Here is a 13,158-nt window from a genome sequence, read left to right as displayed (position 1 = left end):
ATTCAATGACCCGCGGCAAATGGCTGGCCCTGCTCTGCCTGGTGCCCTTCGCACTGTTCTTTATCGTGTTCGAGATTGCGCCGCTGGTGTGGGTGCTGATCAACAGCCTGCAGACCGAAGAGTCCGGCTGGGGCCTGGAAAATTTCACCCGCATCTTTACTTCGAAGTTCTACCGGCAGGCGATCCAGTTCAGCCTGGAGATCAGTTTCTACTCCAGCATCTTCGGCATCATCATCGCCATCCTGGGCAGCTACTCCCTGCGCCGGGTGGATTCGCCACTGCGCAACTTCGTCACCGCGTTCGCCAACATGACCAGCAACTTCTCCGGCGTGCCCCTGGCCTTCGCGTTCATCATCCTGCTGGGGTTCAACGGCAGCATCACCATCATGCTCAAGCAGGCCGGGATCATTCAGGACTTCAACCTGTACTCGAAAACCGGCTTGATCATCCTCTATACCTACTTCCAGATTCCCCTCGGCGTGCTCTTGCTCTACCCAGCCTTTGACGCATTGCGCGAAGACTGGCGTGAGTCGGCTGCCCTGCTCGGCGCCAATGGCTGGCAGTTCTGGCGGCATATCGGGTTGCCGGTGCTGACGCCGGCACTGCTGGGCACCTTCGTGATCCTGCTGGCCAATGCCCTGGGCGCCTACGCCACGGTGTATGCCCTGACCACAGGAAACTTCAACGTGCTGCCGATCCGCATTGCCGGCCTGGTCTCCGGCGATGTGTCGCTGGACCCGAACATGGCCAGCGCCCTGGCGGTGGTGCTGGTAGCGCTGATGACGGTGGTCACCGTGGTCCATCAACTGCTGCTCAAGAGGAGCTACCATGTCACGCGCTGATGCCGGCCCGGCCACCCTCTACCATCGGGTAGTGGTGTACCTGTTGTTCCTGATCCTGGTGCTGCCGCTGATTGGCACCTTTGTGTATTCCATTGCCAGCAGTTGGTCAGCCACCATCCTGCCTGCCGGTTTCACGGTGAAATGGTATGTACAGCTGTGGAGCGACCCGCGCTTCCTGATGGCATTCGGGCAATCATTGCTAGTGTGCGTGGGCGCGCTGATTCTCTCAGTGGTGCTGATCCTGCCGCTGCTGTTCGTGGTGCATTACCACTTCCCCAGGCTCGACGCGCTGATGAACATCCTGATCCTGCTGCCCTTTGCGGTGCCGCCGGTGGTGTCGTCGGTGGGCCTGCTACAACTATATGGCTCCGGGCCATTAGCGATGGTGGGCACGCCATGGATCCTGATCGGCTGCTACTTCACCGTGGCGCTGCCGTTCATGTACCGCGCGATCACCAATAACCTGCAGGCCATTAACCTGCGCGACCTGATGGACGCCTCGCAACTGCTCGGCGCCAGCACCTGGCAAGCCGCGATCCTGGTGGTGCTGCCCAACCTGCGCAAGGGCCTGATGGTGGCGCTGCTGTTATCGTTCTCGTTCCTGTTCGGCGAGTTCGTATTCGCCAACATCCTTGTCGGCACCCGCTACGAGACCTTGCAGGTGTACCTCAACAACATGCGCAACAGCAGCGGCCACTTCACCAGCGCCGTGGTGATTTCCTATTTTTTCTTCGTGCTGGTGCTGACCTGGGCCGCCAATATCTTGAACAAGGACAAAAGCCAATGAGCTTCGTCAGCGTCCAACATCTGCAAAAAGGCTACTCCGGTACCCCGGTGTTCAGTGATATCAACTGCGAAATCGCCAAGGGCGAGTTCGTCACCCTGCTCGGCCCGTCCGGTTGCGGCAAGTCCACGCTGCTGCGCTGCATTGCCGGGCTGACCTCGGTGGACAGCGGTAAGATCCTATTGGATGGCCAGGACATCGTGCCCCTGAGCCCGCAGAAACGTCATATCGGCATGGTGTTCCAAAGTTACGCGCTGTTCCCCAATATGACCGTGGAACAGAACGTCGCCTTTGGCCTGCGCATGCAAAAGGTCAACGCCGACGACAGCCACAAGCGTGTGCAGCAAGTGCTGCAACTGGTGGAGCTCAAGGACCTGGCCGGTCGCTATCCGCACCAGATGTCTGGCGGCCAATGCCAGCGTGTGGCCCTCGCCCGCTCCCTGGTGACCCGCCCGCGCCTGCTGTTGCTGGATGAGCCACTGTCGGCGTTGGATGCACGGATTCGCAAGCACTTGCGCGAACAGATCCGCCAGATCCAGCGCGAGCTGGGGCTGACCACGATCTTCGTGACCCATGATCAGGAAGAAGCCCTGACCATGTCTGACCGCATCTTCCTGATGAACCAGGGCAAGATTGTGCAGAGCGGCGATGCCGAGACGCTCTACACTGCGCCGGTGGATGCATTCGCCGCCGGTTTTATCGGCAACTACAACCTGCTGGACGCCGACAAGGCCACTCAACTGCTGCAACGCCCGATCAACAGCCGTATTGCCATTCGCCCGGAAGCCATCGAGCTGAGCCGCAATGGCGAACTGGATGCGCTGGTGCGTAGCCACAGCCTGTTGGGCAACGTGATCCGCTACCGCATCGAAGCCCGCGGTGTAGAGCTGGTGGTGGACGTGCTCAACCGCTCGGCCGACGACCTGCACCCGGACGGCCAGCGCCTGGCACTTTCCATCGACCCCAGCGCCCTGTGTGAAGTAGCCTGACAGGCAGCGACCTATTGAGAGAGAACATGACGGATGGCATTGGTAATTTTTGATCTGGACGACACCCTGATCCACGGCGACTGCGCCACCCTGTGGAGCGAACAGATGGGCCGCCTGGGCTGGGTCGACCCTGAGTCGTTCATGCGCAGGAACAACGAATTGATGGACGCCTACAGCCGTGGCGAGTTGCGCATGGAAGACTTCATGGACTTCAGCCTGGAGCCGATGATCGGCCGCACCCCGGAAGAGATCGATCATCTGGTGGAGCCCTGGGTCGAAGACGTGATTGAGCCGCTGATCTACAGCGACGCCACCAAGACCATCGCCCGCCACCGTGCGAATGGTGACCGGATCCTGGTGATTTCCGCATCGGGCACTCACTTGGTCACGCCGATTGCGGCGCGCATCGGTATTGACGAAGTGCTGGGGATTAACCTGGACGTCGGCCACGGCGTGTACAGCGGCCGTACCGTGGGTGTACTGACTTACCGCGAAGGCAAGATCACGCGCTTGCTGGAATGGCTGGAGCAGGAAGGGGAAACCCTGGAGGGCGCGTATTTCTACTCGGATTCGCGCAATGACCTGCCGCTTTTGCTCAAGGTCGACCACCCGCAGGTAGTGAACCCGGACCCGGTGTTGCGCACCCACGCCGAACAGGCCGGCTGGCCGATCCATCATTGGGTCTGAACTGTTCGATATATACATGTGGGAGGGGGCTTGCTCCCTCCCACATGGGTCGCATGACAACTCGGGAATATTCAGCGCGATGAGTACCCGCGGCCATCACGTCAACACGAACTCGCCCTACATTGCATGTAGGACCAAGCTCTTACACCACTCGACATGCCCCTCAACGCCTTGCAATGCTCTCACTGTGCCTCCATAGTGAGTCTGGACTGAGCCCGTAGCAGTAGTGCCGGGCTTTTTGCATTATGCGACCGGACCATATGGAACCGGCTCCCTCAAAGACGGCCTAATATGCGTTATCAATTGCCCCCGCGTCGAATCAGCATGAAGCATCTGTTCCCCAGCACCGCCTTAGCTTTTTTCATTGGTCTCGGCTTCGCGTCGATGTCGACCAATACGTTCGCAGCCAACAGCTGGGACAATCTTCAGCCTGATCGCGATGAGGTGATTGCCAGCCTCAACGTCGTCGAGTTGCTCAAGCGCCACCACTACAGCAAGCCGCCGCTGGACGACGCTCGCTCGGTGATCATCTACGACAGCTACCTCAAGCTGCTGGATCCGTCGCGCAGCTACTTCCTGGCCAGCGATATCGCTGAGTTCGACAAATGGAAGACGCAATTCGACGACTTCCTCAAGAGTGGCGACCTGCAGCCCGGTTTCACCATCTACAAGCGTTACCTGGACCGCGTCAAGGCGCGTCTGGACTTCGCCTTGGGTGAGCTGGACAAAGGCATCGACAAGCTCGACTTCACCCAGAAGGAAACCCTTCTGGTGGATCGCAAGGACGCTCCGTGGCTGACCAGCACCGCAGCCCTCGACGACCTTTGGCGCAAACGCGTCAAGGACGAAGTGCTGCGCCTGAAGATCGCCGGCAAAGAGCCCAAGGCCATTCAGGAGCTGTTGACCAAGCGCTACAAGAATCAGTTGGCGCGCCTGGACCAGACCCGTGCCGAAGATATCTTCCAGGCTTACATCAACACCTTTGCGATGTCCTACGACCCGCACACCAATTATCTGTCGCCAGATAACGCGGAAAATTTCGATATCAACATGAGTCTGTCCCTGGAAGGCATCGGTGCCGTCCTGCAAAGCGACAACGACCAGGTCAAGATCGTACGTCTGGTGCCGGCAGGTCCGGCGGACAAAACCAAACAGGTCGCCCCGGCGGACAAGATCATCGGCGTGGCCCAGGCTGACAAAGAGATGGTCGATGTGGTCGGCTGGCGCCTGGACGAAGTGGTCAAGCTGATCCGTGGACCGAAAGGCAGCGTAGTGCGCCTGGAAGTTATTCCGCACACCAATGCACCGAACGACCAGACCAGCAAGATCGTGTCCATCACCCGTGAAGCGGTGAAGCTCGAAGACCAGGCCGTGCAGAAGAAAGTCCTCAACCTCAAGCAGGATGGCAAGGACTACAAGCTGGGCGTGATTGAAATCCCGGCCTTCTACCTGGACTTCAAGGCCTTCCGTGCAGGTGATCCGGATTACAAGTCCACCACCCGCGACGTGAAGAAAATCCTCACGGAATTGCAGAAAGACAAAGTCGACGGCGTAGTCATCGACCTGCGCAACAACGGCGGCGGCTCCCTGCAGGAGGCCACCGAGCTGACCAGCCTGTTTATCGACAAGGGCCCGACCGTGTTGGTGCGCAACGCTGACGGCCGCGTCGACGTGCTGGAAGACGAGAACCCGGGCGCCTTCTACAAGGGGCCGATGGCGTTGCTGGTCAACCGTCTCTCGGCCTCGGCCTCGGAGATTTTCGCCGGCGCCATGCAGGACTATCACCGTGCGTTGATCATCGGCGGCCAGACCTTCGGCAAAGGCACCGTGCAAACCATCCAGCCGCTGAACCATGGCGAGCTCAAACTGACCCTGGCCAAGTTCTACCGCGTATCCGGGCAGAGCACCCAGCACCAGGGCGTGCTGCCGGATATCGATTTCCCGTCGATCATCGACACCAAGGAAATCGGCGAAAGCGCCCTGCCTGAAGCCATGCCGTGGGACACCATCCGCCCTGCGATCAAGCCGGCGTCGGACCCTTTCAAGCCGTTCCTGGCGCAGTTGAAGGCTGACCACGACACCCGCTCCGCCAAGGATGCCGAGTTCGTGTTTATCCGTGACAAGCTGGCCCTGGCCAAGAAGCTGATGGAAGAGAAAACCGTCAGCCTCAACGAAGCGGATCGTCGTGCACAGCACTCCAGCATCGAAAACCAGCAACTGGTGCTGGAAAACACCCGCCGCAAGGCCAAAGGTGAAGATCCGCTCAAAGAGCTGAAGAAAGAAGATGAAGACGCACTGCCGGCCGAAGCCGATAAAACCAAGCCGGAAGATGACGCCTACTTGGCCGAAACCGGCCGGATCCTGCTCGATTACCTGAAAATCACCAAGCAGGTGGCCAAGCAGTAAATGATGGCAATTTAATGTGAGCGCTCCATGGAGTGTCATCATATAGACATCATTCTGTCGTGAAATGAAAGGACCGCAGGCTTTATGCCTGCGGTCCTTTTTTTTCGATCGAGATCGCTATGACCATGACCGAACAGCTGAATGCATTGGGCTCAATCCTGGCTCAACGCAGTCTGCACAGCCTGTTCCAACCGATCATTTGCCTGTCGCAGCGGCGAATTCTCGGTTACGAAGCCCTCAGCCGCGGCCCGTCCAACAGCCCCCTGCACTCCCCCGTCGCGCTATTCTGCGTGGCCCGCCAGGCCGGGCGCCTGAGCGAGCTGGAAATGGCGTGTCGGGAGAGTGCATGCCGGCGTTTCAGTGATCAGAAACTGCCGGGCAAGCTGTTTCTCAATGTCTCGCCGGAATCCTTGATGGAGACTGCGCATCAGCCGGGGCGCACCCTGCAACTGCTGCGCGACTTCGGTATTGCGCCCAGTCAGGTGGTGATCGAACTCACCGAGCAGACGCCCACCGATGATTTCGCCCTGCTGCAAACCGCCCTGCACCATTACCGCGACATGGGCTTTGCCATAGCCCTTGATGACCTGGGTGCCGGTTATTCCAGCCTGCGATTGTGGTCGGAGCTACGTCCGGACTACGTGAAGATCGATCGGCACTTTATCGACGGCATTCACCAGGACGCGCTCAAGCGCGAATTTGTCGGCTCGATTCTGCAGATCGCCAGGGCATCCCGCGCCCAAGTGATTGCCGAGGGGATCGAACGACCGGAGGAACTGGCAGTGTTGACCGAGATGGGTGTCGACTTGATCCAGGGTTACCTGCTCTGCCGCCCGCAGGAGCATCCGCCTCAGGAAGCGCGCCTGATGCTGCCCAAACTCGATAACGCCGCCACTGCCCTCAATGACGAAGGCAGTGACCTCAGTGCCCTGCTCAATGAGCAACCAGCGGTGGATCAAGAGACTGCCACGGCCCAAGTACTCGAATCGTTCCGTCGCCAGGCCAACCTCAATTCGCTGGCGGTGCTGGATGGCTGCGGTCGCCCCGTCGGTATTGTGCATCGGCATTCGTTGTCGGACGCGCTGCTCAAGCCGTTCGCAACGGATCTATTCGCGCGCAAACCCATCAGCCGCTTGATGAGCAGTGACTTCCTGGCGGTGGAGTTGAGCCAGTCCTTGCAACAGGTCAGTCGATTGCTGACCAGTCGCGCGCGACAGCGCATCGAAGAAGATTTCATCATCACCTTGAACGGCGATTACCTGGGCTTGGGCCGGGTCATCGATGTGCTCAAGTTGATCACCGAACTGAAAATCCAGCAGGCACGTTACGCCAACCCATTGACCTTGCTACCCGGCAACGTGCCGATCCAGCAGTGCCTGACACGACTATTGCAACAACAGCGCGAGTCGGTGATCTGCTATGTGGATATCGACAGTTTCAAGCCGTTCAACGACATCTACGGCTACGGGCGTGGAGATGAAGTGCTGCTATGTCTGGCGCAGTGCCTGAACGACCGGGTTGACCCTAGCCGCGACTTTGTCGGGCATATCGGTGGGGATGATTTTCTGCTGGTGCTGGGCCCGCAAGACTGGCGCAAGCGGCTTAACCAGTTGCTGGATGACTTCCACACCCAATGTCGACGCTTTTACCGCCCCGAGCACGTTGATGCTGGCTGCTTTGTCGCACTCAACCGCCAGGGCGTGCGCCAGGAGTTCGCCCTGCTGTCGCTGTCCATTGGCGTGGTGCATCTGTACCCACAAGCCTGTGAGCGGCTCGATGCCAGCCAGCTGGCGGAGTTGGCCTCACAAGCAAAACACCATGCCAAGGATGTGGCGGGCTACAGCATCCATGTGATCGACAGCATGGACAGAGTCCCCCAGGCGCTTTAGGCCTCGGCAGATTCCGGGTACTCGTACTCGAACACCCGCACCACTTCCGAAGCATGCCAGGACGCAGCGGCCACGCCATCAGACGGCCCGCTGAAACGCCCCAGCCGCTCCACACACTCAAAGAAACCGGTGCGCGGCAGGCGGCTGGCACCCTGGCTTATCACCAGTGAACTGCGCAGCGGCTGCTCGGCTTTGGCATCCAGCGCCGCCAGGTGTTCCAGGGCGGCGGCCAGGGTCTGCATGGCCGGGGTCGGGAACTGCAGGCGCTCCAGCAGCGCCCGGTACGTCAGCAAATGGCGCTGGCGACGTGCCTGGTCCAGTTCATTGAGTAATCCATCCCAGTGCTGACGGCTGATACGTAGGCTCAAGACTCATCCCTCCAACCTGCAACGCCCAATTCCCAAGCCAGGCTGCGGCGAATGGCGGCATCCGGCTGGCGTTCACCACTTTCAATCAATCCAAGATACGAGGGGCTGATCCCCACCGTGCGTGCCAAGGCCTCGATCGCCAGGCCCTTGGCTTCACGCAGGCCGCGCAGGTCTGCTAGCGGGCGCAGGTCCTGATCGGTGACGATGGGGGCGACAGGTGAAGGAGCGAGTGTAGGTTGCTGCTGACCGGCAGCTTTTAGCAGCGCCTGGTACTGGTCCCATGGCAACACCGCATACTCGGGTTCGCCATTGCGTGAAATGATCTGGATATCCATGACTGCCCCGTAGGATAAAAACACTTACTAAGTAAGTTCTTTCCTTAGAAGTGTAATCCTAACAGCCACAAAGGTCGTAGGGGATACCCAGCATCATTAGTTTTTTTGCGGGTTTTCCTGGGCCAGCAGTTCAGGCGTTGCAGGCAGGCGCTCAACCACCGCCAGTTTTTCCGGACGTTGCCCGTCGCGCCAGGCGCGAAAGGCGCTCAGTTCGCCGCTCAGGGTCTTCATGACCCATGCCAGCACGGCGATGTCGTCGAGCATGCCGAACATGGGGATAAAGTCCGGGATCGCATCAATCGGGCTGAGGAAGTACATCAGCCCCGCCACCACCGAGATCAGCGCCTTGGGGCTGATCGCCCTGTATTCGCCGCGCCAGTAAGCCAGGCACAGGGCCTGGAGCAATTTGAGATCATCCTTGAGCTGGCCCAGCCGGTTGCCTTGGCTTGAGCCTTTGGCCGCGACGGCAAACAGCAGGGTCGGTAAGCGCCCCCGACCAAGCAGACGAGCCGCCATAGGCAGGAAACGGGTGAAATTGAAGGGTGGTTTCATCGGTCACTCCAGTTCCAGGCGATATAAAAGGTTATCCACACAAATTGTGGATAACCTTGTGAACAGAGCCTGTTTTATCGGCTGAAAGCCACGCTCTACAAGGCTCGCAGTCAGATCGGGCGTTTTTTGCGCACATAAAAAAAACCCAAGATTTCATTGACTTGGCATGCGCGTGCGGCTACCCGTGCTCGAGTCTTATATCAGACTGTTTCCGCTGCCGTGGGTTCTATCGGATTTCACTGTAGGGCAAGCTTGCCCGCCACACTTAGCTCTGCGGCAACAAAACTGAACCGGCAGAAACAACAACGCCCCGTCGAGACGGGGCGTTGTCTGTTCAGGCGCCGATTACTTTTTGGCGGCTGGTGCAGCAGGTGCTTCAGCAGCGTCTGCCTTGGCTGGGTCCTTGATGGCCAGCAGTTCCAGGTCGAATACCAGCACGGAATTGGCTGGAATCGCCGGGCTCGGGCTCTGGGCGCCGTAAGCCAGGTCAGACGGGATGTACAGCTCGACCTTCTCGCCAACGTGCATCAGTTGCAGGCCTTCGACCCAACCCGGGATCACGCCGCTGACCGGCAGGTCAATCGGGCTACCGCGATCCACGGAGCTGTCAAAGGTGGTGCCGTTGGTGAGCTTGCCGGTGTAGTGCACAGTCACTACGTCGGTTGGCTTGGGCTGGGCGCCGTCGGCCTTCTTGACGATCTTGTACTGCAGGCCGGAAGCGGTGGTGACGACGCCGTCTTTCTTGGCGTTGTCTTCGAGGAATTTCTTGCCGGCGGCTGCCGACTCTTCGCTCATCTTGGTCATGCGTTCTTCGGCACGCTTTTGCAGTGCGGCAAACGCCTCGACCAATTCGTCGTCCTTGAGCTTCTGTTCTTTCTTGCCGACGGCATCTTCAATGCCCTGGGCCACAGCCTTGGAGTCCAGGTCGTCCATGCCTTCCTGGGCAAGGCTCTTGCCCATGTTCAGGCCGATGCCATAGGAAGCTTTCTGCGCCGGGGTTTTCAGCTCTACGCTGGTCTGCGAATCACAACCCGCAAGTACCAGGCTAACCAGGGCCACCGCCGCCGCCAACCGATGCTGTTTCATGCTATTTCCTTGTTCATGCGCCAAAAGGGCATTTGAATAAAGTCGCGAGCTTATCAGGCGGCCACGACCAATGGCTACCGGCATGTGAGCAGGAAACTTCCGATAAGTTCACGTGTTTAAAAGCATTTTCATTCATTATGGAGCACCGCGACGGATCGTGGGGCCGCCTGCAACCAGACTACTGGCTACTTGCCGCACCTGTGGTGTAGTGGCATAACGATGCGATAACTCGACAAGGATAGTTATCTTGCGCATTTTTTCCCGTGTTTTACTCCTGATACTCATCGCCCTCGGCCTGATCCTGGCCGTGGTGCTCTATTACACCATTAACCCCAAGCTGCCGGACTACGTGCCAGTGCAGCAGGTGCACTATCAGGATCAATGGAGTGCCGCTGACCGCCAGGTCTATTACTTCACGCCCCAGGGCACCCAGGTAAAAGGCCTGCACTACGACTGGTTCACCGCACTGGAGTTGCCGTTCTCCGAGCAACGCTTTGCCGCGCCGCAGTACCTGGCGCGCTTCGGCTTCCTGGTCGACCCCAAGCAGCTTCCCACCACACAGAACCCAGGCAACCTGCCAGTGGGTTTCGCCCGACACCAGAACGCCGACAGCAAGGTTCAGTACCTGGACATCACCTGCGCCGCCTGCCACACCGGCGAACTGCACTTCAAAGGCCAGGCCCTGCGCATCGACGGTGGCTCTGCGCAACATGTATTACCCTCCAGCGTCCCTACCTTGCGCGGCGGCAGTTTCGGCCAGGCGCTGGTCGCCAGCCTTGCCGCTACCTATTACAACCCGTGGAAGTTCGAGCGCTTCGCCCGCAAAGTCTTGGGTGACCGGTACGATGCCCAGCACGACCAACTGCGCAAGGACTTCAAGCAATCGCTGGACCAGTTCCTCAAGGTCGCCTGGAATGACACCCATCGCGGCCTCTACCCCACCGAAGAAGGTCCCGGCCGCACTGACGCCTTTGGGCGCATCGCCAATGCAAGCTTTGGCGACGCCATTTCCCCAGGCAATTACCGCATCGCCGACGCGCCTGTGGACTACCCGCAGTTGTGGGATATCTGGACCTTCGACTGGGTGCAATGGAACGGCTCGGCCCAGCAACCCATGGCGCGCAATATCGGTGAAGCCCTTGGCGTCGGTGCGACCCTGGCATTCTTCGACAGTGCTGGCCAACCGCTCCAGGGCGATGCCCGCTACCCGTCGAGCGTGCGGGTGCGCGACTTGCACCTGATCGAAGAAACCCTGCAACGGCTCAAGCCGCCAACCTGGCCGGAAGACTTGTTCGGCGCCATCGACAAACCCCTCGCCGCCCAGGGCCGTGCACTCTTCGCCGAAAATTGCGCTGGCTGCCACGTACCGACTGTTACCGAGGAAAACGGGCGCCCAGTACAGCAATTGAAAATGCTGCCTGTGGACTACATCGGCACCGACCCCGGCACCGCCAGCAACATTGCCGACCAGCGCTACGACCTCAGTGCCCTGCAATGGGACCCGGCCGAACTGGCCCAGCTGGATGTCCAATTGCACCCCACGCCTACCGCGCCGCTGGACCTGAAAAACATGTCCGTGGCCCAGGGCCTGGCCTACGTCACTGCCTTTGTCGAAGAACATGCCTACCGCGCTGCCGGCGTGACCCCAACGGAGCGCCCACAACTGGACGGATTCGGCCTGCCCATCGGCGTACGTGAATTACGTGCCTACAAAGCGCGGCCACTGGCAGGCGTATGGGCCACCCCGCCGTTCCTGCACAACGGCTCGGTGCCGACGATCTACCAACTACTGTCGCCCCAGGACGAACGCAGCACCACCTTCTACAAGGGCACCTTCAATTACGACCCTCGCCACCTGGGCTTTGAAAGCGCCGCCTTCAAGAATGCCTTCCTGTTCGATACCCGGATCACCGGTAACCACAACAGCGGCCACGAATTCCGTGCAGGTGCGCGCGGCAATGGCGTCATCGGTCGTGGCTTGTTGCCGCAGGAACGCTGGGCGCTGCTCGAATACCTCAAAGTGCTGGGCGGCCCGCTGGAGCATCAACTGCCATGATTATCCGATCGCAAAACAAGGACCGTTCCATGCTCGCTCGTTTGTGGCTGCGCCTTGGCGCCTTTCTCGGCAAAACCCTGCTGTGGCTGCTGGGCCTGGGCTTGCTGGGGTGGCTACTGGCGACCCTCTGGTTCGCCTGGCGCCACAGCGGCCCGGTGTCACCGGATGAGCAGATCCCACCGGGTGAAGCGGCCATGACCCAAGGCATCATCCAGACCGCAGTCCGCATCGTCGACCAGCATCGCGAAGGCACCCGATACCTGCGCGATGCCCACGCCAAGGCCCATGGCTGCGTGAAAGCCGAAGTCAGTGTGCTGGCCGATCTCGACCCAGCATTGCGCCAGGGAGTGTTCGCCGAACCGGGCAAGACTTGGGAGGCGACCATGCGCCTGTCCAACGGCAACGCCTACCCGCAGTTCGACAGCATCCGCGACGCCCGCGGCATGGCGATCAAGCTGCTGGATGTGCCCGGCAAACAGCTGATGGCCGACCAGCAAACACGCACGGAGCAGGATTTCGTGATGTTCAGTCATCCGAATTTCTTTGTCAGCGATGTAGCGGAATATGCGCAGAACATCGGCGCGCAGGCGGACGGCAAGAAGGTCCTGGCATTCTTCCCCAAGCTCGACCCGCGCAGCTGGCAAGTGCGCCACCTGTTTATTGCCCTGGCCACCCTGGCGCCCGCACCCGCCAGCCCGACGCAGACCACCTACTTCTCCGTTTCGCCCTACAAGTTCGGTGCGGCCAACGCCAAGTTCCGCGTCGCGCCAGACCCGCAAAGCTGCCCGGACTATGTGCTGCCCAAACAGAATCAGGCCCTGCCGAACTTCCTGCGCAGCGCCCTCACACAACAACTGTCCACCGACCGTGTAGCGGCGTGCTTCGTCCTGCAGATCCAGCGGCAGAACCCGCAAAAGTTCATGCCCATCGAAGACACCAGCATCGAATGGAAGGAAAGTGACGCAGCCTATGAAACCGTGGCGAAGGTCAGAATCCCCGCCCAGGACTTCGACACGCCCGCGCAGAACCTGGCCTGCGACAACCAGTCGTTCAATCCGTGGTTCGGTCTAGAAGCACACCGCCCTATTGGCGGCATCAACCGGTTGCGCAAGGCGGTGTATGAAGCGGTCAGCGATTACCGGCACAGCCGCAACGCGCCATAGA

12 protein-coding genes are annotated in these 13,158 nt (G+C 59.8%); 8 read left to right on the top strand and 4 right to left on the bottom strand.

The genetic code is table 11. From position 1 onward, the window contains the following. Window positions 1-5: 5 nt before the first annotated feature. The 6 genes from QZR30_RS19895 to QZR30_RS19870 all read left to right on the top strand — a co-directional run bounded on the left by QZR30_RS19895 (window position 6) and on the right by QZR30_RS19870 (window position 7,597). Window positions 6-842, top strand: coding sequence for an ABC transporter permease (locus QZR30_RS19895; protein ID WP_311904029.1), 837 nt, complete (start codon window positions 6-8; stop codon window positions 840-842). After that, complete coding sequence (locus tag QZR30_RS19890) at window positions 829-1,629, top strand: ABC transporter permease (protein ID WP_046069029.1); 801 nt, start codon at window positions 829-831, stop codon at window positions 1,627-1,629. Before QZR30_RS19895 ends, QZR30_RS19890 begins: the two co-directional genes overlap by 14 nt. After that, complete coding sequence (locus tag QZR30_RS19885) at window positions 1,626-2,615, top strand: ABC transporter ATP-binding protein (RefSeq protein ID WP_046069030.1); 990 nt, start codon at window positions 1,626-1,628, stop codon at window positions 2,613-2,615. The genes QZR30_RS19890 and QZR30_RS19885 overlap by 4 nt, the downstream gene beginning before the upstream one ends. Before the next feature lie 33 nt (window positions 2,616-2,648). Next, window positions 2,649-3,302 (top strand): HAD family hydrolase, encoded by a 654-nt coding sequence (locus QZR30_RS19880; protein WP_046069031.1) that lies wholly within the window; start codon window positions 2,649-2,651, stop codon window positions 3,300-3,302. Window positions 3,303-3,626: 324 nt separating this feature from the next. After that, window positions 3,627-5,708: a carboxy terminal-processing peptidase gene (locus QZR30_RS19875; protein ID WP_233518718.1), complete on the top strand. Its 2,082-nt coding sequence runs from the start codon at window positions 3,627-3,629 to the stop codon at window positions 5,706-5,708. 119 nt (window positions 5,709-5,827) lie between these two features. Next, complete coding sequence (locus QZR30_RS19870) at window positions 5,828-7,597, top strand: bifunctional diguanylate cyclase/phosphodiesterase (protein WP_059397165.1); 1,770 nt, start codon at window positions 5,828-5,830, stop codon at window positions 7,595-7,597. On the opposite strand, the gene QZR30_RS19865 is transcribed toward QZR30_RS19870, so the two are convergent. The 4 genes from QZR30_RS19865 to QZR30_RS19850 form a co-directional block, all read right to left on the bottom strand. After that, window positions 7,594-7,965 carry a hypothetical protein gene (locus QZR30_RS19865; RefSeq protein WP_005786715.1) on the bottom strand — a complete coding sequence of 124 codons (372 nt, stop codon included), beginning with the start codon at window positions 7,963-7,965 and terminating at the stop codon, window positions 7,594-7,596. The genes QZR30_RS19870 and QZR30_RS19865 overlap by 4 nt on opposite strands. Beyond that, a complete protein-coding gene (locus tag QZR30_RS19860; protein WP_046069033.1) occupies window positions 7,962-8,300 on the bottom strand; it encodes a helix-turn-helix domain-containing protein in 339 nt (112 codons plus the stop codon). Before QZR30_RS19860 ends, QZR30_RS19865 begins: the two co-directional genes overlap by 4 nt. 96 nt (window positions 8,301-8,396) lie before the next feature. After that, window positions 8,397-8,852, bottom strand: coding sequence for a YkvA family protein (locus QZR30_RS19855; protein ID WP_043050312.1), 456 nt, complete (start codon window positions 8,850-8,852; stop codon window positions 8,397-8,399). Between the two features lie 345 nt (window positions 8,853-9,197). Then, window positions 9,198-9,938 (bottom strand): FKBP-type peptidyl-prolyl cis-trans isomerase, encoded by a 741-nt coding sequence (locus tag QZR30_RS19850; protein ID WP_043050311.1) that lies wholly within the window; start codon window positions 9,936-9,938, stop codon window positions 9,198-9,200. A 247-nt stretch (window positions 9,939-10,185) separates the two neighbouring features. On the opposite strand from QZR30_RS19850, the gene QZR30_RS19845 reads away from it, so the two are divergent. After that, window positions 10,186-11,994 carry a c-type cytochrome gene (locus tag QZR30_RS19845; RefSeq protein ID WP_068966770.1) on the top strand — a complete coding sequence of 603 codons (1,809 nt, stop codon included), beginning with the start codon at window positions 10,186-10,188 and terminating at the stop codon, window positions 11,992-11,994. 29 nt (window positions 11,995-12,023) lie between these two features. Then, complete coding sequence (locus QZR30_RS19840) at window positions 12,024-13,157, top strand: catalase family protein (RefSeq protein ID WP_046072529.1); 1,134 nt, start codon at window positions 12,024-12,026, stop codon at window positions 13,155-13,157. Window position 13,158: the final 1 nt, after the last annotated feature.

The sequence above is a fragment of the Pseudomonas sp. rhizo25 genome (genome assembly GCF_031931935.1).
Taxonomy (GTDB): domain Bacteria; phylum Pseudomonadota; class Gammaproteobacteria; order Pseudomonadales; family Pseudomonadaceae; genus Aquipseudomonas; species Aquipseudomonas synxantha.
The sequence above is the reverse complement of the archived record's forward strand: the minus strand, read 5'-3'. Positions and strand labels throughout refer to the sequence as shown.

Excerpts from the sequence above, each read along its gene's own strand:
- QZR30_RS19895 (WP_311904029.1), top strand. The coding sequence starts at position 6 with ATGACCCGCGGCAAATGGCTGGCCCTGCTCTGCCTGGTGCCCTTCGCA.
- QZR30_RS19890 (WP_046069029.1), top strand. The coding sequence starts at position 829 with ATGTCACGCGCTGATGCCGGCCCGGCCACCCTCTACCATCGGGTAGTG.
- QZR30_RS19885 (WP_046069030.1), top strand. The coding sequence starts at position 1,626 with ATGAGCTTCGTCAGCGTCCAACATCTGCAAAAAGGCTACTCCGGTACC.
- QZR30_RS19880 (WP_046069031.1), top strand. The coding sequence starts at position 2,649 with ATGGCATTGGTAATTTTTGATCTGGACGACACCCTGATCCACGGCGAC.
- QZR30_RS19875 (WP_233518718.1), top strand. The coding sequence starts at position 3,627 with ATGAAGCATCTGTTCCCCAGCACCGCCTTAGCTTTTTTCATTGGTCTC.
- QZR30_RS19870 (WP_059397165.1), top strand. The coding sequence starts at position 5,828 with ATGACCATGACCGAACAGCTGAATGCATTGGGCTCAATCCTGGCTCAA.
- QZR30_RS19860 (WP_046069033.1), bottom strand. The coding sequence starts at position 8,300 with ATGGATATCCAGATCATTTCACGCAATGGCGAACCCGAGTATGCGGTG.
- QZR30_RS19855 (WP_043050312.1), bottom strand. The coding sequence starts at position 8,852 with ATGAAACCACCCTTCAATTTCACCCGTTTCCTGCCTATGGCGGCTCGT.
- QZR30_RS19850 (WP_043050311.1), bottom strand. The coding sequence starts at position 9,938 with ATGAAACAGCATCGGTTGGCGGCGGCGGTGGCCCTGGTTAGCCTGGTA.
- QZR30_RS19840 (WP_046072529.1), top strand. The coding sequence starts at position 12,024 with ATGCTCGCTCGTTTGTGGCTGCGCCTTGGCGCCTTTCTCGGCAAAACC.